Raw genomic sequence first — 20193 nt, forward strand, 5'->3', positions numbered from 1 at the left:
AAGGGGCGAGTTCACGCCTGCCGCAGCCGTTGACTTCCGCCTCCGGGGGCTCTACTTTCGGCGCGCGATACGTTCGGCTATTCGATCCTCGTTCGAGATATCGACCCTGTCGTGCGTTCTTCCCCTCCCAAGGAGCCGCATGTTTCCCCCACCCCCCTCACCCCGCCGCGGGCTCGTGCGCCGTGTCAGAGCCGCCGCCGTACGGGTCGTCGTCCTCGTCCTGACCGCCACCGCCGCCCTGCTCTTCGCCCAGCCCACCCCGGCCCAGGCGGCCACGAGCCGGCAGATGGCCGTGCCCACCGCGCCGATGGGCTGGGCCTCCTGGAACAGCTTCGCCGCCGCCATCGACCACGACGTGATCAAGCAGCAGGTCGACGCGTTCGTGGCGGCGGGCCTGCCGGACGCGGGCTACAAGTACATCAACATCGACGAGGGCTGGTGGCAGGGCACCCGGGACAGCGCCGGGAACATCACCGTCGACGAGTCCGAGTGGCCCGGTGGCATGAAGGCCATCGCCGACTACATCCACAGCAAGGGCCTCAAGGCCGGCATCTACACGGACGCCGGCAAGGACGGCTGCGGCTACTACTTCCCGACCGGCCGCCCCGCCGCCCCCGGCTCCGGCAGCGAGGGCCACTACGGCCAGGACATGCTCCAGTTCTCGAAGTGGGGCTTCGACTTCGTGAAGGTCGACTGGTGCGGCGGTGACGCCGAAGGGCTCGACGCGGCGACGACGTACAAGTCGATCAGCGACGCCGTGGCCACGGCGTCGGCCACCACCGGACGTCCGCTGACCCTCTCCGTCTGCAACTGGGGCTACCAGAACACCTGGAACTGGGCCCCGGGGCTCGCGCCGATGTACCGGACCAGCACCGACATCGTCTACTGGGGCAATAACCCGTCCCAGACGAACATGCTGTCCAACTTCGACCAGGGCCTGCACCCGCTCGCCCAGCACACCGGCTACTACAACGACCCCGACATGCTGATGGTCGGCATGACCGGCTTCACCGCCGCCCAGAACCGCACCCACATGAACCTCTGGGCCATCTCCGGCGCCCCGCTCCTCGCCGGCAACAACCTCGCCTCCATGAGCACCGAGACGGCGAACATCCTCAAGAACCCCGAGGTCATCGCCGTCGACCAGGACGCCCGCGGCCTCCAGGGCGTCAAGGTCGCCGAGGACAGCACCGGACTCCAGGTGTACGGCAAGGTCCTGTCAGGCCAGGGCAACCGTGCCGTCGTGCTGATGAACCGCACGTCCTCCGCGCAGAACATCACCGTCCGCTGGTCCGACCTGGGGCTGACCAACGCGAACGCGACCGTGCGTGACCTGTGGGCGCGCTCCGACATCGGCTCCTACGGCACGAGTTACACCACCAGCGTCCCCGCGGGCGGGTCGGTCATGCTGAGCGTCACCGGCGGCACCGAGCAGTCGGCGAGCACCTACACCGGCACGGCGAGCTTCTCCGGCGTGGTCGCCGGAAGCACCGGAGTGAAGGTCGTCGACGTCGCGTACACCAACAACACCTCCAGCGCCCGCACCGCGACCCTCAAGGTCAACGGCCAGGGCACGACCACCGTCTCCTTCCCGCCCACCGGCTCCTCCCAGGGCACGGTCTCGGTGATGGCCGGCCTCTCGAAGGGCTCCGCGAACACGCTGACGTTCACCAACGCGCCCACCCTCGCCGACATCACGGTCCGCCCGCTGCCCGGCGCCAACAGCACCCTGGTGGTCGGCACCCAGTCCAGCCGCTGCCTCGACCTCTACAACAACACGATCACCAACGGCACCCAGGCCGAACTGTGGGACTGCAACGGCGGCCAGAACCAGCAGTGGACGTACACCTCCCGCAAGGAGCTCGTGGTGTACGGCAACAAGTGCCTGGACGCCTACAACCTCGGCACCACCAACGGCACCAAGGTCGTCATCTGGGACTGCAACGGGCAGAACAACCAGAAGTGGAACGTCAACAGCGACGGCACGATCACCAATGTCAACGCCGGTCTCTGCCTGGACGCCAACGGCGCGGGCACGGCCAACGGCACGCTGATGGTGCTGTGGACGTGCAACGGCCAGGCCAACCAGAAGTGGACGCAGAGCTAGGCCGGCCAGCGGACCAGGACGCCGACGGCCGCCGCGCCGCCCAGGAGCAGGCACGCGAGCAGCCGTCGGCGCAGGTTCCGGTATCTCGCCTCGTACTCGTCCCGCAGTCTCCCGGCCCGCATCGCGGTGTGCTGCCAGGAGGCGCGGGCGAGTGCGAGGTACTCGGCCTCGAACCGCCCCTCCACCTCGGCCCGTTGGGCGTCCGTCAGCCAGTACAGCGGGGTCGTGAACCGCTGCGCGGCCGTACGGCCTTCCTCCCGTGTCGAGACGAGCAGCAGATGGCCCTCGATGTCGTTGAGGAACTCGCTCACAGAGCGGTCAACTCCTTCTCCCGCTCGGTGTCGTGGTGCCGGTCGAACGCCGGGGACTCGCTGCGGATACGGGGGAGAGCAGTGAAGTTGTGCCGTGGCGGGGGACAGGAGGTCGCCCACTCCAGGGAGCGGCCGTAACCCCACGGGTCGTCGGCCTCGACCTTCTTGCCGTACTTGGCCGTCTTCCAGACGTTGTAGAAGAACGGCAGGAGCGAGGCGCCGAGCACGAGCGAGAAGATGCTCGACAGAGTGTTGAGGGTGGTCAGGCCCTCCACCGCCAGATAGTCGGGGATCCGGCGCTGCATACCGTTCACGCCCAGCCAGTGCTGGACGAGGAACGTGCCGTGGAAGCCGGTGAACAGCGTCCAGAACGTGATCTTGCCGAGGCGCTCGTCGAGCATCTTGCCGGTGAACTTCGGCCACCAGAAGTGGAAGCCGGAGAACATCGCGAAGACGACGGTGCCGAAGACGACGTAGTGGAAGTGGGCCACCACGAAGTACGAGTCGGAGACCGCGAAGTCGATGGGCGGCGAGGCCAGCATCACGCCCGTCAGACCGCCGAAGGTGAACGTGATCAGGAAGCCGGTGGCCCAGAGCATCGGGGTCTCGAAACTCAAGGACCCCTTCCACATGGTGGCGATCCAGTTGAAGATCTTCACGCCGGTCGGTACGGCGATGAGGAACGTCATGAAGGAGAAGAACGGCAGGAGGACTCCGCCGGTGACGTACATGTGGTGGGCCCACACGGTGACCGACAGGCCGGCGATGGCGATGGTGGCCGCGATCAGGTTCATGTAACCGAAGATCGGGCGCCGGCTGAAGACGGGGATGACCTCGGAGATGATGCCGAAGAACGGTAGCGCGATGATGTACACCTCTGGATGGCCGAAGAACCAGAAGAGGTGTTGCCACAGCAGGGCCCCGCCGTTGGCGGAGTCGAAGACATGGGCTCCGAACTTGCGGTCCGCCTCCAGGGCGAACAGCGCGGCGGCCAGGACCGGGAAGGCCAGCAGGACCAGCACACCGGTCAGCAGCACGTTCCAGGTGAACACCGGCATGCGGAACATGGTCATGCCCGGCGCGCGCATGCAGATGATGGTGGTGATGAAGTTGACCGAGCCGAGGATGGTGCCGAAGCCGGAGAAGGCCAGACCCATGATCCACATGTCGGCGCCGATGCCCGGCGAGCGGACCGCGTCCGAGAGCGGGCTGTAGGCGAACCAGCCGAAGTCGGCCGCGCCCTGCGGGGTGAGGAAGCCGCCGACCGCGATCGTCGAGCCGAACAGGTACAGCCAGTAGGCGAACATGTTCAGCCGCGGGAAGGCGACGTCGGGGGCGCCGATCTGGAGCGGCATGATCCAGTTCGCGAAGCCGGCGAACAGCGGCGTCGCGAACATCAGCAGCATGATCGTGCCGTGCATCGTGAACGCCTGGTTGAACTGCTCGTTCGACATGATCTGGAGACCAGGCCGGGCGAGCTCGGCGCGCATGAGCAGCGCCATCACGCCACCGATGCAGAAGAACGCGAACGACGTGACCAGATAGAGCGTTCCGATCGTCTTGTGATCCGTGGTCGTCAGCCACTTCAGGTGTCTCATGCCCCGCCTGTGTCCGTGCCCCGCCCGGACGTCACACTTCGGGGACGCGACGAGAATCACGGAAACGGCTGTGACGATCCCGAGGGTGCCGGACACGAACGGAACATGAGCAACGACGACGACTTCGCCGCTGCCTATCGCGAGCACTACTGGGCGGTCAGCCGCTATGTCGCGCGGCGACTGGACGGGCGCACGAGCGACGTGGAGGAAGTGGTGGCGGAGGTGTTCACCGTCGCCTGGCGCCGCCGCGCCGACCTTCCGCCGGTCCCGCTGCCCTGGCTGTACGGCGTGGCACGCAACTGCCTGGCCAACGCGGTACGCGGCCATGGGCGGCGGCGACGCCTGGTGGACCGGATGGGCAACGACGACACCGCGCACGGGCGGCACATCGAGGCGGGTCCGGACGCGGAGACTCCCGGTGCCTGGGTGCATGACGCCCTCGGCCGGCTCTCCCCGGCCGACCAGGAGGTGCTGCGGCTGACGGCGTGGGAGGAACTCGGCATCGAGGAGGTGGCCGTCGTCCTCGGCTGCGGCCGACGCGCCGCGTCGATGCGGCTGCACCGGGCCCGGCGCCGGCTGAGAGCCGAGATCGACCGCATGGGCCCCACGACCGCCGCCGCCTTGAAGGAGAACGGCCATGGCTGACGAACTCGACCTCCTGCGCCGCGCCAACCCGGTGCCCGTCGACGGTCCCCACTTCGGCGACGGCCCCCTCGACCACCACGCCGAGCGGCGGCTCGACCGGCTGCTGCGGCAACGGACCGCCCGCCGTCCCCGGCTGTACTGGGGGCTCGCGGCCACGGGAGTCGTCGCCGCGCTCGTGTCGGCACTCCTGTTCACCGGCCAGACCACCGCGCCGGCGGTCGCCGCACCCCGCCCGCTGCTCGTGCTGGCCGACTCCAGCCCCGTACCGCTGAAAACCCTGGCCGGGCGGGCGCGGTCGGCCGCCGAGGACGGTTCGCCCGCGCTCCGCAAGGGCACGCATGTGCGGACCTGGAGCCTGGGCATGAGCGACGACAAGCCGCCGATCACATATCCGGAGGAGCGCATCGTGCGCTGGAACGCCGACGACAGTCACACGGAGATCGTCGACGACGGCCACGAGCGCACCGAGCAGACGTACCCGCCCAGTTGGAGCGACGCCCCGCCGCAGTCGCCCCCGCCGGCCGACGTCGCCCGTCTGCGCGCCTATCTTCAGGAGGCCGCGTACAGCAAGACCCCGCTGAACACCGGCGAGCTCCTCAACGCCGTCGACTACGTGCTCGACACCTGGCACTTCGGCGCCCGGGAGTCGGCGGCGCTCGTCCAACTGCTGGCGGACACCGACGGGTTGAAGCCCGTCGGACAGGTGACGGACCGGCTGGGGCGGCGCGGGCAGGCGTATGTGTACGAGCAGTCCGGGACCCGCAAGATGCTGATCATGGACCCGGCCACCGGCGCCGTACTCGGCCTGGAGACCACCTTCACCGAGGCGGAGCCCGAGTACGGAGTGAAAGCCGGCGACGTCATGGACTACAGCGCCTGGACGCGCTGACTCACACCCCGAGTTGCCGGGCGGCGGCGTCCACCGTCTGCTCCAGCAGCGTGGCGATCGTCATCGGACCGACGCCGCCCGGCACCGGGGTGATCAGCGAGGCCCGTTCCACCGCGGAGTCGAAGTCGACGTCGCCGATGTTGCCCTCGTTGTACCCGGCGTCGATCACGACCGCGCCCGGCTTGATGTCCTGGCCCTTGACGAGCTTCGGCCGGCCCACGGCGGCGACCACGATGTCCGCCTCCCGGACGGCCGCCGACAGGTCCGCCGTACGCGAGTGGCAGTACGTCACCGTCGCGTCCCGGGCGAGCAGCAGCATGCCGGCCGGCTTGCCGAGGATCGCGCTGCGGCCGACGACCACGGCGCGCTTGCCGGACGGGTCGACGCCGTACTCGTCGAGCAGCCGCATGATCCCGCCGGGCGTGCAGGACACGAAGCCCGGCAGGCCGAAGCTCATCGTCGCGAACGAGGCGAAGGTGACGCCGTCGACGTCCTTCTCGGGCGCGATCGCCTCGAACGCGGCCCGCTCGTCGATGTGCGCGCCCATGGGGTGCTGGAGCAGGATGCCGTGCACGGCGGGGTCGGCGGAGAGGGCCTGGAGCGTGTCCACCAGTTCCTCGGTGGTGGTCGCCGCGGGCAGTTCCACATGCCGGGAGGCGATGCCCGCCTTGCGGCAACGGTTCTGCTTCATACGGACGTACGTCACCGAGGCGGGGTCCGCGCCGACCAGTACGGTCGCGAGACAGGGCGTCGTGCCGGTGCGTTCGGTGAGGTCGGCGGCGCGCTCGGCGCTGTCCTCGACGATGCGCCGGGCGAGCGCGGTGCCGTCCATGAGACGTGCCTGAGACATGATCCACTCCTGGGCTGGTAGTCGGGTTCGCCCAGGCGCACGGCTTCATGTCGTACGGGCCGCTCCCCGGTGGTGCTCCACCTCAGCGCCAGTCACGGCCCGCCCACAGCCTAACCCGGCGCCGTTCACCTTGACCGGCGGCGTCTGCGCAGGCCGTGCGGGGGTGGCGGGAGCGGGCGGGGCCGCGTCCGTCGTAGCACCGACCGCACCAGAGCGGCGGACACCAGCCGGCCTGCCGTCGCTGCCGGCAGTGCGCGCCGGGACCGTACCGGAAACGATCGGCCGAGGCCCGCACGCGCCGAGAAGGTCCAGGTCAACCGGGACGTGATCTGGACCTTCGGCAGACTTCTCCCTACTCGTCCCATGCCTGGAGCATGATCTGTTCGGCGATCTTGCCGTCGCGCAGCGTGATCATGGACTCGGCGAAGACCCGGACCCCGTCCGCGTACTCGCAGGACTCGGTGTACGCGACCTGGTCGCCCTCGACGATGCACCTCTCCAGCTTGTGCGCCTTGATGTCACGGTTGTAGACGTCCTCCAGGAGCTCGCCGATCTCGCCCCGGCCGTGCAGGACCCTCGGATTGCTGGGCTGGGTGTTGCGGTCCACGATGCGCAGCTCCGCGTCGTCCGCGTAGAGCGACAGCAGGTTCGCCGCCTTGTCGCCCTCGATGCCCTGACGCAGTGTCTCCGTGTTGAAAGCGCCCATGATGACCTCCTGTGAGGCCCGCGGCCCGAGGGGGAGGGGCCGCCCGGGTCTCACCTTCGAGGCTCCTCCGCCCCGCCGGTCTCGGCAAGCGCAACGGAGGTACTGCGCCTGACGGGTGAGAGGCGCCCGGCACCCGTGTCCCCGCCCGGCGCGCCGACGTTGCTCACAACATGATCTCCACTCGACGTATCGTCGCCGTCGTCGGCCTCGCCGCCGGTGTCACCGGCCTGGCCGCCCCGATGGCAAGCGCGGCCCCCGCGGACGCCGACGCCGCCCAGCTGAGTCCGATCGCCACGCTCGACTCACTGGCCCTGAGCGACATCCCCGCGGAGCGCAAGGCCGAGATCCCGCGCCCCTCGCAGCAGCTGGACCAGCTCAACCGGCTGAACGACCTGAACCAGCTGACCCAGGTCACCGACCTGGCCGCCCCCGTCACCGGGCTGCTGCCGGGTATCCAGTAGTCGTCTGATCCGCGTACGGACGCGTACGCGTACGTCCATATCAAGGGCCGTCCGGGCAACCGGGCGGCCCTTGACATTGCCCGGGGCCGCACGGAGCATGCGCTTAGTAAGTGAATCTTGGTTCACACAGCGAACATGTCGCGAACAAATTCACGTAGCGAACAAAGAGGTCCGCATCATGCCCATCTCCCGCGAACTCCTCATCGGCGGCAAGGACGTCCCCGCCGCCTCCGGCCGGACGGCCGAGGACCTCAACCCCTACACCGGGGAGGTGTACGCGACCGTCGCGGCGGCGGGACCAGAGGACGTGCGGCGGGCCGTGGACGCGGCCGACGCGGCGTTCGAGGAGTGGGCGGCGCTGGCCCCCTTCGCCCGGCGCGCGATCCTGCTCAAGGCCGCCGACCTGCTGGAGGGCAAGGGCGACCAGGTCGCCGAGCTGATGGCGGGCGAGGCGGGCGGCACCCGGCCGTGGGCGTACTTCAACGTGGCGCTGGCGTCCAACATGCTGCGCGAGGCGGCGGCCGCCGTGACCGCCCCGCGCGGTGAGGTGCTCACCGCCCAGGAGCAGGGCGCCCTCGGCCTCGCGGTGCGCGAACCGGTCGGCGTGGTCGCCGCGTTCGCGCCCTGGAACGCGCCGGTCATCCTCGGTGTACGGGCGGTCGCGGCGCCGCTGGCCGCGGGCAACACGGTCGTCGTCAAGGCGAGCGAGGACGCGCCGCTGGCCTGCGGCCTGTTCGTGGCCGACGTGCTGCGGGAGGCCGGGCTGCCGGACGGCGTCCTCAACGTCATCACCAACGACCGGGCGGACGCCGCCGAGATCGCCGAGGCGCTGATAGCCGACGAGCGGGTGCGGGCCGTGAACTTCACCGGCTCCACCGAGGTGGGCCGCATCATCGGCGAGCACGCGGCGCGCCATCTCAAGCCCGCCGTCCTGGAGTTGGGCGGCAAGAACGCGGTGATCGTGCTTGCCGACGCGGACGTGGACTACGCCGTCGACGCCGTCACCTTCAGCGTGTTCATGAACGCCGGGCAGATCTGCATGTCCGGCGACCGCATCCTCGTCCACGAGTCCCTCGCCGAGGAGTTCACCCGCAAGTTCGCCGCCAAGGCCGCCGCACTCCCCTCCGGCGACCCCTCCGACCCGCACACCGTGGTCGGCCCGCTGGTCGCCGCCTCCGCCGCGCAGCGCGTGGCCCGCCTGGTCGAGGACGCCGTCGCCAAGGGCGCGAAGGTCCTCACCGGTGGCGGAGAGCCCGACGGGGCGGTCCACCCGGCGACCGTGCTCACCGATGTGCCGAAGGACGCCGAGATCTATCACGCGGAAGCGTTCGGGCCGGTGTGCGTGGTGGAGACGTTCGCCGACGACAACACCGCCGTGGCCGTCGCCAACGACACCGACAACGGTCTGACCTGCGGCATCATCACCGAGAACGCCACCCACGGCCTGGCCGTCGCGCGCCGGGTCCGCACCGGCATCGTCCACATCAACGACCAGTCGGTGGCCGACGAACCGCAGGCCCCGTTCGGCGGGTTCAAGTCCTCCGGGTACGGCCGCTTCGGTGGCCGCTGGGGCATCGAGGCCTTCTCCAACACCCGCTGGGTGACCATCGCCACCCAGCAGGCGCACTACCCCTTCTAGACGCCCTGTTCCGGCCCGGCGTCCAGGAAGTGGAAGCCGGGCCGCGGGTGCATCAGGAAGTCGTGGTGGGAGATGTTCCACGCGTAGGCCCCCGCCAGCGAGAAGAGCACCCGGTCGCCGGCCCGTAGCCCGGCGGCGGGCACCCGGCGCGCGAGGGTGTCCTTCGGTGTGCACAACTGCCCGGCGAGGGTGATGTGTTCACCCTCCGCGCCGGGCCGCGGCCAGGGATGCGGCCACCCGTCGACGGGGAGGACCGAGCAGGGCTGGTCGTGTCCCTTCGTGGCCGGGGTCCGCAGGTGATGGGTGCCGCCCCGGACCACCGCGAACTCCTCGCCGTGGCTGCGCTTCACGTCCAGCACCTCCGTGGCGTACCAGCCGCAGTACACAGTCAACGCCCGTCCCGGTTCGATCCGCAGCGTCAACTCCGGGTGCCCCTCGGCGAGTCGGGCGAGCCCACTGCCGTACCTGGCCCAGTCGAAGCGGCGCTCCGGGGCGGTGTAGTCGACGTGCATGCCGCCGCCGACGTTGACCTCGGCGAGCGGGACACCGAGGCCGACGGCCCAGCGCACCACGGCCTCCGCCGCCGTGAGAAGCTCCGGAGCCTCCAGGCCGCTGGCCAGGTGAGCGTGGACACCCCGGAGTTCGAGATACGGGTAGGTGCCGTCGGTGAGGGCGCGCACGACTTCGGCGGCCTGGTCCGGGTCCATGCCGAACGGGGTCGGCCGCCCGCCCATCGCGAGCGAACTGCCCGCCAGCGCACCGTCGTCGAGCGGCAGGTTGACGCGCGGCAGCACCGCGACCCGGCGCCCGGTCCGCCGCGTCAGCTCGCCCAGCACGCGCAGCTCGTACGCGCTCTCGACGTGGAAGCGCTCAACTCCCGCTTCCAGCGCGGCCGTCACCTCGTCCGGTGTCTTGCCGGGGCCGCCGAAGGCCAGCGGGCGACCCGGCACGGCCTGGGCGACATGGGCGAGTTCGCCGCCCGAGGAGACCTCGTAGCCGTCGACGTACGGACCGAGCGCGGCGAGGATCTCCGGCTCGGGGTTGGCCTTGGCGGCGTAGTAGAGCTCGACGCGCTCGGGGAGGGCGTCCCGGACCGTCGCGGCGTGAGCGCGGAGGGCCGCCAAGTCGTAGACGTAGGCGGGTAGTTCGTCAGGGGTCAGGGATCGGACCTGGTCAAGGACCGGCGGGGTCGTCATCGGGTGCTCCCGGTCAGGATGTCCTCGGCGAGCGGGGACGGCAGACGGACGTATCCGGCGTCGCGGTCGGCCTTGCGCTCCCAGCGGGTGAGCAGGTTGGCCTTCGCGGGCAGCGGCACACCGGCGAGGAGGGCGGCGAGCCGCGGCGGGCAGCCGTGCCGGTCGGCGTACCGCTGGAGCGTCGCCCGCACCCGGCCCCACAGCGCGGCCTCCGCCCGCGGGTGCAGGTCGGCGAGGGCGGCGAGCAGTTCGGCGACATGGTTGACCAGCAGACAGTAGACGACCCGGTCCCAGCCGCGCCGCGCGTCGTACGTCATCGGGCCCGCCACCTCGGGCGGCAGCGCGGCCAGGGTGGTGGCGTGGTGCTCGGGGAGCAGCTTGGTGCCCTCCAGGTCGCGGAAGAGGACCTGGGTCGGCATGCCGTCGCGGTCCACGCAGACCAGCACGTTCTGGAGGTGCGGTTCCAGGACCAGCCCGTGGTCGAAGTAGGCGGCCAGGACCGGCGGGATCAGCAGGTCGAGATAGGCCGACCACCAGTCCAGGGCCGCCCGGGCGTCCGGGGTGCCGAGGAGGCGGGAGACCTGTGCCGCGCTGGTCGGGTACTCGTCGGCTACCGCGGCGGCCAGCAGGGGAGTGGTCCCCGGCGCGAGCCGTGCCGGCAGGCCCTCGCGGACGATGACACCGAAACCCTCGAGCAGGGCCTGGTCCGGCGTGCCGTCGGGGCCGGGCAGGGCGAGGGTGCGGTAGGCGGGCTCGCGGAGCACCGCACTGCCCGGGAAGCGCTGGGCGAGGTCCGCCAGGGCCGGGGCGAGGGCGCGGGTCAGGGCGACGGCACCGGAGAGCTCGTAACTGCTGTTCTTGCGCAGACAGTTGGTGATCCGCACGTTCAGACTGAACTTGAGGAAGGTCTCCCCGTCGTACAGCGTGCGCACCGACGCCGTGGCGGCGAACGGCCGCCCGCCCGGGCCGAGATCGAGGACGTCGCCGCGCGCGAGGGCCGCGCGCAGGGCCGGATGGCCGCGGAGGGTCTCGTACTGCCAGGGGTGGGCGGGCAGCAGCCGGTAGCCGTCCGGGAGGTCGGCGCGCGGCTGGTCCAGGGGTGCGACGGCCGACGGCTCGGCGGCCTCCTCGGCGATCAGCCGGTCGCGTACGGCGAGGTGCCGCAGCGGGAAGACGGCCCCTGCCTCCGGGGCGTACGCGGCCCAGGCGCGCGGGTCGCCGGTGCGGGCCTTGGGGGTGGGGTGGAAGCGGTGCCCGAACAGCAGGGACTGCTCGGAGACGAGGTAGGCGTCGGCCGTCGCCGAGGCGCCCGGGGCGGCGAGCGCGCCGGTCACGGACGCGTGGCTGGAGGCGACCTGCTCCAGGAACTCCTCGTTGCGCACGCCGGTGCGCAGGGACAGTTCGTCGTGCGTGTACTCGGCGAGCCGTCGCCAGTCCACCTCCGTCCAGTCGCCGTCGCGCTGTTCGTGCACGGGCCCGGCGAAGCGGTGCGCGCCGAGGAGCGAGGTGCGGCGCAGGGCGACGCGCAGCAGGACCCCGCGGCGCGGGAGCCGCAGCAGGAGCGTGCCGTCGGCGACGACACTCTGGCGTTCCGGCCCGGACACCTCGCGCAGCAGACAGTTGAGGAGGGTGTGGGCCACCACCTCGTCGGCCGTGGGCAGGACGGTGCGCGCGGGCGTGGGGGTGAGCGAGGGCATCAGCGGCTCCAGCGGGGGGTCATGGAGGGGAGGAGGGTCGCCACGGCGGTGACGGCGGCAGCGGCGGCGCCGGTCAGCACGGGCGCGGCGGGGCCGAAACGGGCGCTGCCGGCCGCGGCGGCGAGGCCCGCGGCGACCGCGCCGGCCTTGGAGAAGAACTCCAGCGACCCGAACATGCCGCCGGGCGCCCGCCCTTGGGCGCACTCGGCGGCCAGCACCTGAAGACACACCAGGCCGAGCGTGAGACCGGCACCCAGCACCAGCCGAACGGCGATCAGCGCGGCCAGGTTCGTGGCGACGCCGTGCCCGGCCAGCCCGAGGGCGATGAGAACGAAACCGAGCACGATCCCGGCCCGGGGACGGCTCCGGAAGGCCGCGTGCACGGCCAACGCGGCCACCAGATAACACAGGTGGGGCAGGGCGAAGAGCACCCCCGACAGGGTGGGGGACGTGCCCGGCAGCCGGTCGTCGACGAGGGCGATGAGGTAAGGGAAAGAGATGACGGTGGAGAACACGAACGCGAACTCCAGTGTGTACAGGGCCCGGAGCGAGACCACGGGGGCCGTCACCGCAAGGGTGACGGTGCCGCCCTCCCGCCGCTCGACCGGATCCGGTTCCGGCAGGGCCGCGAGCAACAGCGCGGCCGTCAGCGGCAGTACGGCGAGCAGCGCGTACTGGCGGTGCGGGGACAGCCAGCCGGACAGAGCGCCGACCACGATCGGCGCCACCACCAGCGCCGCCCGGGCGCTGCCCTGCATCAGGGTGAGCGCCTTGGACAGGGCCGGGCCCTCCAGGGCCGCGCCCAGATATCCGTTGGAGGCGGCGAACGTACCGCCCAGCACGCCCTGGAGGACGAGCGCCACGGTGAAGGTCGCCAGCGAGTCGGCCCAGCCCGCGAGCAGGAACGCGACCGTGAGACCCAACTGGGCCCGCAGCAGCAGCCGTTTGCGGCCGTAGCGGTCGGCGAGCCGCCCCCACAGCGGGGCCGCGAGCGCGCCGAACACGGTCGGCACGACATACAGCACCCCCGCCCAGCGGGCCTGGCGGTCGCCCAACTCCGGGAGGATCGCGGTCAGATACGGCGGCAGCCCGAGGGCCGCGAAGGAGGCCACGAAGTAGCAGCCCGCCACCGCGCGCACCTGGCCGCGTCCGAACGCCGAGCGGGGCATCCGGACGACCTGGGCGGCGCTCATGACGGACCCCCGCCCGGCCGGTCCGGCAGCAGGTAGTTGGGGCCGGTGGTGTAGTGCTTGTTGATGTCGGCCGCGCCCGAACGCTCCTTGGACAGCAGCGTCCCGGCCGTGACCATCGCCTTCACCGGCAGCCGCGGAGCGAGCAGCACCCGGGCCCGCAGCTCGTCCCCGGCATCACCGCCGAGCCGGTCCACCGCCTCCGTCAACCGGTCCCGTACGAGATCCAGCACGGCCCGGCGCTGCCGGGGCAGCCCGAACGCGTAGGCGCCCGCGCACAGATGGACGGTGATCGTGGTGAACACATCGGCCACCGGACCGTCACCCGTGACACAGGTCCGGGCATCGTCGAATCCCCACGGACCGGGCAGGACCGCACCCAGCCGCCCCGGGTTGATCCGCGGGCCGTCGTCGTCCTTGAACAGCAGCCGCAGACTGCCGGGCCGCAGCACCAGCGAGACGTTCTGCTGGTGCGACTCCAGCGCGATGCCGTACCCGAACAGCGTGGTCTGCCAGTCGAAGAGCAGCGTCAGGAAGGCGTCCAGCAGGGCGAGCGGGTCACCGCCGTAGAAGCGCTCCGCCAGATGGTCCAGGACCAGCCGCCCGTCGGGAGCGCGGGCGAGCAGGGCGGCCAGCGGGACGACCTCGGCGTCGGCCGGCGTGGCCGGGAGGCGACGGCACAGGGCGGCCAGCAGTTCGTGCCCAGCGTGGGCGTACGTGCTCTCGTCGGCGTGCAGGATCCTGTCCCGGAAGCGGGGTTCACGGGCGAGCACGGCCTCGACCAGCCGCTGGCCCGCCGCGCCGTCGACGAGGGTGCCGGGCTTGATGGACCGCTTGTTGCGCAGGCCCAACGTGGCGGTGGCCAGGGGGAGTTTGAGGTGACAGGTCTCGTCCACGGCCACCGTGCGCATCGACAGGGTCGGAACGACGTCGAGGTGGGCGCGGTCGGCGAACAGGGATCCCTTGGGGAGGCCTGCCTGGCGCAGGGCGTCCACCGTCAACGGGTGCACCGGCAGCGGGAGATGGGTTCCCTCTCCTGCGGGCAGCCCGAGTTCGGCGCAACTGGGCCAGAACTTCGGGAGCGTGCCGGTGAGGGTGACGGACTCGCGGGGCAGTGCCAGCCAGCGCAGGGCGAACCGGGGGTGGAACTCTGGGGCGTACGCGAGTAGTTGGGCGTCGGTGAGTCCCGCACGGCCGCGCGCTGTCGGGTACACGGGATGGTCGAGACGGGCCGCGAGGGTGTCGTACGCGAGCGGCGGCCAGTGGGCGGAGTCCGCGCCGAAGCCGACCGGTGTGGCCGCGTGCAGGCGCATCGTGTCCAGCGTCTGCCGGCACTCCTCGGCGAAGGCGTCGTAGCCCGCGCGGTCGACGGGGTCGGCGAGTGCGCGCAGTGCGGTGAGGACGGTGTCGTACGAGGTCAGCTCGGCGCCGTCCGACTCGCGGACGAGCAGCGGCAGTCGGGCGGCGTACTCACACTGGAAGCCGTCCTCGGCGACGGGCAGGAGGAGCGAGTCGCCGTCGGTGGGCAGCCGCAGCCAGCGGCCGTCCGGACGCTCGACGAGGCTGCTGCGGGTGCGCAGGCCCACGACGTCCTCGCGGAGGAGGGCGCTGAGGACGCGGGTCAGCAGCTCTGCTTCACAGGTCGCCGTCATGGCTGGATCTCCCAGAGCAGGCCCGCCAGGAAGTCGGCTGTCACCCGGTCCACCGTCGGCTGGTCGGTGCCGGTCGCGCGCAGCACGCCGAGGTAGTCGCGGTTGGTGCGGTACAGCTCGTGCCGCTCGCCCGTCGCACGCAGCGGACGGTACGTCAGCTGGACGCCGTCCACGGTGAGTTCCGCGGCGGCCGGGGCTTCGGTGAGCAGGCCCGCGCGGTCGGCGCACGGGTACTCCAGGCGGGCGGCCCCGTCGGAGCGGGCACCGAGGTCCGCGGGGAGCGGCGCGCCGAGGTGGGTACGGAGGATGTGCTCGAAGAGCGGGATCTCCAGGAGCCGCGCCAGCAGCAGGTCGCACTGGTCGCCGATGGCGCGGTAGTTGACCTCGATGATCCGCGCCCGGCCCTCGTGCACCACGAACTCGGTGTGGCAGGCGCCGAACCCGACGCCCAGCGCGTCCAGTTGGGCGAGAACCTCGGCGGCGACCGGCTCGGGGTGGGCGGGGACGAAGGTGAGGCGCTCCTCGATGAAGTACGGCGGGGGCGACAGCTCGGTGTGGAAGCCGCCCAGGACATGCCGGACCCGCCCGTCGCCGAGGGTCTCCAGGGTGTACAGCTCGCCGGGGAGGTACTCCTCCACGACCAGGACGGTGCCCGGGCGGCGGTCGAAGATCTCCTTGGACCGGACGGCCAGCTCCTCCGGGTCGTCGACGAGGACGACGTCCTCGCTGGCCACACCCTCGCGCGGCTTCAGCACGCAGGGATAGGGGGCGTCGGTGAGGGCGGCGGTCGGTTCGGTGATCTCGGCCGACCAGACCGTGTCCACGCCCGCGTCGGCGAGCCTGCGGCGCATCTCCGCCTTGTCCTTGCAACGCAGGGTGGCCCGCCAGTCCTTGCCGGGCAGCCCGAAGTAGGCGGCGGCCAGGGCGGCCTGGGTCTGGAGGTGGTCGCTGTTGGTGAAGACCGCGTCGGGGCGGTGGTGGGTGGAGATACGGGTGACCACGGCCCGGAAGTCGCGGACGTCGCACTCCAGGATCTCGACGTCCGGGTGGACGGCACGGTGGGCTACGGGCTGGTCGGTGAGCACGGTGACGTCCAGGCCCAGCCGGCCGGCGGCGGGCAGGAAGCCCTCGGTGACGGAGTCGGTCGGATTGAGGGCGAGCAGGTACAGGCGCATGGGAGAGGCGCGACTTCCGCTAGTGGGTGGGGGGTTGCAGTGGGGCGGGCCGGACCGGCGGGCCGTGACCCGCCCCGTTTCAGCGGGAGTTACTTGGCGGGGAGCTCGACGCCGGTGGCCTTCGCGACGTCCGCGAGCATCTGCTCCGCGGCCTGCACACCGATGCCGGACATCCAGGTCTCGTCCGGCACCTCGAAGACCTTGCCGTCCTTGACGGCCGTGAGGTCCTTCCACACCGGGTTGGAGGTGACCTGCTTCTTCTGGGTCTTGTCGTCGACGTCCGCGGAGGTGACGAAGATCAGGCCGGCGTCGGCCTGGTCGATCTGCTCGGGACTGACGTCCTTCATCGTGACCTCGGGGTCGTTCGAGACCTGCGAGGAGGGCCGCTTGAAGCCGATGTCGTTCAGGACGACACCGCTGTAGGAGTTGGACTGGTAGAGACGGGTCGGACCGGCGATGAAGCGGACCACGGACGCGGTCGGCATGGTGCCGCCGTCCTTCTTCTTGATGGCCGCGCCGAGCGCCCTGGCCTGCGTCTCGTACTCCTTGAGCCTGGCCGCGGCCTCCTTCTCCAGACCCAGTGCCTCGGCGTGGACCTTGAGGTTCTCCTTCCAGACACCGCCGGTGGTCTCGGTGAAGACGGTCGGGGCGATGGCGCTGAGCTTGTCGTAGACCTTTTCGTGGCGGACCTTGGAGGACAGGATCAGATCGGGCTTGAGCGAGGCGATCTTCTCCAGGTTGGGCTCCAGGAGCGGGCCGACGTCGGCGGTGTCCTTCAACTCGCCCTTGAGGTACGTCGGGAAGCCGCCCTCGGTCTTGAAGTGCGGGGCGACCGCGCCGACCGGGTCGATGCCCAGCAGCGTCACGTCGTCCAGCTCACCGGTGTCGAGGACGACGACCCGCTTCGGCCGGGACGGGATCTTCACGTCGCCCATGACGGTCTTGAGGGTGCGCGGGAAGGCGCCCGAGTCCGCGGCGGGCTTGGCGGCGGTGGAGTCGTCGGAGTCCGAGTCGCTGCCGCAGGCCGTCAGGACGGCGGTGCCGAGTATCAGTGCGAGCAGGGAGGCCAGAATCTTGCCGATTCCGGGCATGGCGAAGCGCTGGAACACGGGGGGTTGGAACATGGGGGGTTGGTTCTCTCTTCGTGGGTGATGGTCAGGCGGTGGCGGCGGATCGCCGTACCGCGCTGCTTCTCGGGACGACCAGCGGGGTGCCGGTCTCCGGGTCGGGGACGACCCGGCAGTCCACGTCGAACACGGACTTGACGAGTTCCGCGTCGAGGACGTCCGCCGGGGCTCCGGCGGCGGCGAGCCGGCCGTCCTTGAGGACCACCATGTGGTCCGCGTAACGGGCGGCCTGTCCGAGGTCGTGCAGCACCATCACCACGGTGCGGCCGGCCTCGGCGTGCAGTTCGGCGACCAGGTCGAGTACGTCGAGCTGGTGCCTGAGGTCGAGGAAGGTGGTGGGTTCGTCGAGCAGGAGCAGTTCGGTGTCCTGCGCCAACGCCAGGGCGATCCAGGCGCGTTGGCGCTGGCCGCCGGAGAGCCGGTCGACGGGCTGCTCGCGCAGCGACGTGGTGCCGGTGCGCTCCAGCGCGTCCTCCACCGCCTTCTGGTCGGCAGTCGACCAGGGGCTCAGCAGCCGTTGGTGCGGATAGCGGCCCAGGCGGACGAGCGCCTCGACGGTGATCGCCTCCGGTGTGACCGGCTGCTGCGGCAGCAGCCCCATACGCAGGGCCAGGCTCCTCGCGGACATGCGGTGGATGTCGGAGCCGTCGAGGGTGACGGTGCCGGCGGCCGGGGCGAGCAGGCGGCTCAGCCCGCGCAGCAGCGTGGACTTGCCGCAGGCGTTGGGGCCGACGATCGCCGTGACCGCCCCGCCGGGGAGCGTGAGGTCGAGTCCGCCCACGACGAGGCGATCGCCGTAGCGGAGGTCGAGGGACTCGGTGGCGAGCTGGTTGGGCGTGTTCACGGGCGTCTCCGCGGTCATGCGTGGGTCCTCTGTACGGGCGAGCTCTGGCGGAACATCAGCACCAGCAGCCAGGGCGCGCCGAGCGTGGCCGTGACCGCGCCGACCGGCAGCCCCTCGATCGGGAGCAGATGCTGGACCACCAGGTCGGAGGCGAGCAGCAGGACCGCTCCCGTGAGCCCGGCCAGGGCGAGGGACACGGCGGTCGGCGGGCCGGTGAGGAAGCGGACGATGTGCGGTACGGCGAGCGCGACGAACGTCACCGGACCGGCGAGCGAGGCGGCGAGGGATGCCAGTACGACGGCCAGTACGAGGAGTTGGAGGCGTGCCGTGGCCGTGTTGAGGCCGAGCGCGCCCGCCGAGTCGTCGCCGAGGTCGAGCACCGCGAGCCGGCGGTGCAGGACGAGGGCGGCGGCCAGCGCGACCAGCATGGCGCCGCCCGCTCCCCACACCTCCGTCCACGTCCGCCCGTAGACCGAACCCGTGGTCCACTGGAGCGCCGACCCGGCGAGCTCGGCCGGGAAGCGCACGATCATCAGGTTCACGGCGGCGGCGAGGCCCGCCTGGACGGCGAGGCCGGTGAGCACCAGTCGGGTGACGGAGAGCCCGGAGCCCCAGGCGAACACGCCGAGCAGCAGGGCCGACAGGAGTCCGCCGGCCAGTGCGCCCAGGGGGATGAGGTTCTGCGAGGCTCCGGCCGCGATCAGCGCGACCGCGCCGAGCGAGGCGCCGCCGGTGACGCCCATGACGTCAGGTGAGGCCAGCGGATTGCGGAACAGCCGCTGGAGCACACAGCCCGCCACGCCGAGTCCGGCACCACCGACGATCGCCGCCACGGACCGGGGCGCCCGGAACTGCTGCACCACCAGTACGTCGCCGCCGTCGCCGAGCCCGACCAGGGCGCGCAGCGCGGTACCGGCGGGGATGCGCATCTCACCGGTCGTCAGGGAGACCGTGAGCAGCACGAACAGTAGGACCAGAGCGCCTCCCGCGAAGACCGCGACCCGGGTGCGGATGCCGTTCATCGGGCCACCTTCCGAGCCAGCAGCGCCAGCAGCGGCGCGCCGAGGAACGCGGTCACGATGCCGACCTCCAGTTCCGAGGGGCGCAGCACCATCCGGCCGAGCACATCGGCCGACAGCAGGAGCAGCGGACCGGCGATCAGACAGCCGGGCAGCAGCAGCCGGTGGTCGCCGCCGAGCAGCGGCCGGACGAGATGCGGGGCGGCCAGGCCGATGAAGGCGACCGGCCCTGCCACCGCGACCGCCGACCCGGCGAGCAGGACGACCGCGAGTCCGCCCGCGAGCCGGATCCGGGCCACCGGGACGCCGAGGGACTGGGCCGAATCGTCGCCCAGCGCAAGGGCGTTGAGGGCGGGGGAGACGGCGAGCGCGACGACGATCCCGAGCAGCAGCGTCGGCAGGACCGGCCACAGGGTGTCCAGCGGACGCCCGGCCAGGGAACCGGCGAGCCAGAAGCGGGCCTCGTCGAGCGTGCGCTGGTTCAGCAACATCACCGCGGACGTCCAGGACAGCAGCACGAGTTGGAGGACGGTGCCGCCGAGCGCGAGCCGTACGGGATCGATGTCCCCGGCGCGCCGGGCCAGCGCCTGGGCGAACAGGGCCGCTCCGGCGGCACCGGCGAAGCCGAACCACACATAGGTGACAGGGTCGTTGAGCTTCAGGGCGAAGATCGCGACGACGACCGCGAACGACGCGCCCGCGTTGATGCCGAGGGTCGTCGGCGAGGCGAGCGGATTGCGGGTGATTGCCTGCGCAACGGCACCGGCGACACCCAGCGCGGCACCGACCACGAGGCCGATGACGGTCCGCGGCAGGCGCAGTCCCGTCACCACGAGCGCGTCCCGTCCGTGGCCGTCGCCGAACAGGGCGTCGACCACTGTGGGCAGCGGCACGGAGCGGGCGCCGAGCGCGAGGCTGAGCGCGGTGCACAGGGTCAGGGCGGCGAGGCCGGTGAGGAAGAGCGGTATGTGCCGGGAGGCACGAGAGGGCACACCTGTGGGGGGTGCGCCCTGTTGGGTCGCAGTCACGAGCAGTGAGCTTAGGTGAGGCTTGCTTTAGTTTTCAACTGGCTGTGGGATTGCTTTGA

18 protein-coding genes and 1 riboswitch are annotated in these 20193 nt (G+C 71.3%); of the genes, 5 read left to right on the forward strand and 13 right to left on the reverse strand.

What is annotated here, in order from left to right; genetic code table 11:
* The first annotated feature begins 139 nt into the window (after nucleotides 1-139).
* A complete protein-coding gene (locus OG866_RS40400) occupies nucleotides 140-2107 on the forward strand; it encodes a ricin-type beta-trefoil lectin domain protein (RefSeq protein ID WP_329342551.1) in 1968 nt (655 codons plus the stop codon).
* On the opposite strand, the gene OG866_RS40405 is transcribed toward OG866_RS40400, so the two are convergent.
* The gene (locus OG866_RS40405; RefSeq protein WP_329342553.1) at nucleotides 2104-2418 is read right to left on the reverse strand and encodes a hypothetical protein; all 315 of its coding nucleotides are present in this window, start codon (nucleotides 2416-2418) and stop codon (nucleotides 2104-2106) included. The two genes, OG866_RS40400 and OG866_RS40405, sit on opposite strands and share 4 nt — an antisense overlap.
* Nucleotides 2415-4016 carry an aa3-type cytochrome oxidase subunit I gene (gene ctaD / locus OG866_RS40410; protein ID WP_329342555.1) on the reverse strand — a complete coding sequence of 534 codons (1602 nt, stop codon included), beginning with the start codon at nucleotides 4014-4016 and terminating at the stop codon, nucleotides 2415-2417. Before ctaD ends, OG866_RS40405 begins: the two co-directional genes overlap by 4 nt.
* Before the next feature lie 105 nt (nucleotides 4017-4121).
* On the opposite strand from ctaD, the gene OG866_RS40415 reads away from it, so the two are divergent.
* Entirely contained in the window at nucleotides 4122-4661 is a 540-nt protein-coding gene (locus tag OG866_RS40415) for an RNA polymerase sigma factor (RefSeq protein WP_329342556.1), read from the forward strand.
* Nucleotides 4654-5550 (forward strand): CU044_5270 family protein, encoded by an 897-nt coding sequence (locus OG866_RS40420; RefSeq protein WP_329342557.1) that lies wholly within the window; start codon nucleotides 4654-4656, stop codon nucleotides 5548-5550. Before OG866_RS40415 ends, OG866_RS40420 begins: the two co-directional genes overlap by 8 nt.
* Before the next feature lies 1 nt (nucleotide 5551).
* Here the strand turns inward: OG866_RS40420 and OG866_RS40425 are convergent, their stop codons facing one another.
* A complete protein-coding gene (locus tag OG866_RS40425) occupies nucleotides 5552-6400 on the reverse strand; it encodes a bifunctional 5,10-methylenetetrahydrofolate dehydrogenase/5,10-methenyltetrahydrofolate cyclohydrolase (RefSeq protein ID WP_329342558.1) in 849 nt (282 codons plus the stop codon).
* Between the two features lie 22 nt (nucleotides 6401-6422).
* A riboswitch (ZMP/ZTP riboswitch) is annotated at nucleotides 6423-6506 on the reverse strand.
* 246 nt (nucleotides 6507-6752) lie between these two features.
* Nucleotides 6753-7106, reverse strand: coding sequence for a nuclear transport factor 2 family protein (locus OG866_RS40430; RefSeq protein ID WP_329342560.1), 354 nt, complete (start codon nucleotides 7104-7106; stop codon nucleotides 6753-6755).
* Nucleotides 7107-7276: 170 nt separating this feature from the next.
* Between OG866_RS40430 and OG866_RS40435 the strand changes: the two genes are divergently transcribed.
* Both OG866_RS40435 and OG866_RS40440 read left to right on the forward strand, forming a co-directional pair.
* The gene (locus tag OG866_RS40435) at nucleotides 7277-7567 is read left to right on the forward strand and encodes a hypothetical protein (protein ID WP_329342561.1); all 291 of its coding nucleotides are present in this window, start codon (nucleotides 7277-7279) and stop codon (nucleotides 7565-7567) included.
* Nucleotides 7568-7745: 178 nt separating this feature from the next.
* The gene (locus OG866_RS40440) at nucleotides 7746-9206 is read left to right on the forward strand and encodes an aldehyde dehydrogenase family protein (RefSeq protein ID WP_329342563.1); all 1461 of its coding nucleotides are present in this window, start codon (nucleotides 7746-7748) and stop codon (nucleotides 9204-9206) included.
* Here OG866_RS40440 and OG866_RS40445 read toward each other — a convergent pair.
* The 9 genes from OG866_RS40445 to OG866_RS40485 form a co-directional block, all read right to left on the reverse strand.
* Nucleotides 9203-10402, reverse strand: coding sequence for a type III PLP-dependent enzyme (locus OG866_RS40445; protein WP_329342565.1), 1200 nt, complete (start codon nucleotides 10400-10402; stop codon nucleotides 9203-9205). The genes OG866_RS40440 and OG866_RS40445 overlap by 4 nt on opposite strands.
* Nucleotides 10399-12099 (reverse strand): IucA/IucC family protein, encoded by a 1701-nt coding sequence (locus OG866_RS40450; RefSeq protein ID WP_329342566.1) that lies wholly within the window; start codon nucleotides 12097-12099, stop codon nucleotides 10399-10401. The genes OG866_RS40445 and OG866_RS40450 overlap by 4 nt, the downstream gene beginning before the upstream one ends.
* Nucleotides 12099-13292 carry an MFS transporter gene (locus OG866_RS40455; RefSeq protein WP_329342567.1) on the reverse strand — a complete coding sequence of 398 codons (1194 nt, stop codon included), beginning with the start codon at nucleotides 13290-13292 and terminating at the stop codon, nucleotides 12099-12101. The genes OG866_RS40450 and OG866_RS40455 overlap by 1 nt, the downstream gene beginning before the upstream one ends.
* Entirely contained in the window at nucleotides 13289-14941 is a 1653-nt protein-coding gene (locus OG866_RS40460) for an IucA/IucC family protein (protein WP_329342568.1), read from the reverse strand. Before OG866_RS40460 ends, OG866_RS40455 begins: the two co-directional genes overlap by 4 nt.
* Nucleotides 14938-16116, reverse strand: coding sequence for an ATP-grasp domain-containing protein (locus OG866_RS40465; protein ID WP_329342570.1), 1179 nt, complete (start codon nucleotides 16114-16116; stop codon nucleotides 14938-14940). Before OG866_RS40465 ends, OG866_RS40460 begins: the two co-directional genes overlap by 4 nt.
* A gap of 89 nt (nucleotides 16117-16205) precedes the next feature.
* Entirely contained in the window at nucleotides 16206-17240 is a 1035-nt protein-coding gene (locus OG866_RS40470; protein ID WP_329342571.1) for an ABC transporter substrate-binding protein, read from the reverse strand.
* Between the two features lie 31 nt (nucleotides 17241-17271).
* Nucleotides 17272-18105, reverse strand: a complete 834-nt coding sequence (locus tag OG866_RS40475; protein WP_329342573.1) for an ABC transporter ATP-binding protein — start codon at nucleotides 18103-18105, stop codon at nucleotides 17272-17274.
* Complete coding sequence (locus OG866_RS40480) at nucleotides 18102-19109, reverse strand: FecCD family ABC transporter permease (RefSeq protein ID WP_329342575.1); 1008 nt, start codon at nucleotides 19107-19109, stop codon at nucleotides 18102-18104. Before OG866_RS40480 ends, OG866_RS40475 begins: the two co-directional genes overlap by 4 nt.
* Nucleotides 19106-20098, reverse strand: a complete 993-nt coding sequence (locus OG866_RS40485) for a FecCD family ABC transporter permease (protein WP_329344523.1) — start codon at nucleotides 20096-20098, stop codon at nucleotides 19106-19108. The genes OG866_RS40480 and OG866_RS40485 overlap by 4 nt, the downstream gene beginning before the upstream one ends.
* Nucleotides 20099-20193 lie beyond the last annotated feature (95 nt).

Origin of the sequence: Streptomyces sp. NBC_00663 (genome assembly GCF_036226885.1) — a bacterium.
Classification (GTDB): domain Bacteria; phylum Actinomycetota; class Actinomycetes; order Streptomycetales; family Streptomycetaceae; genus Streptomyces.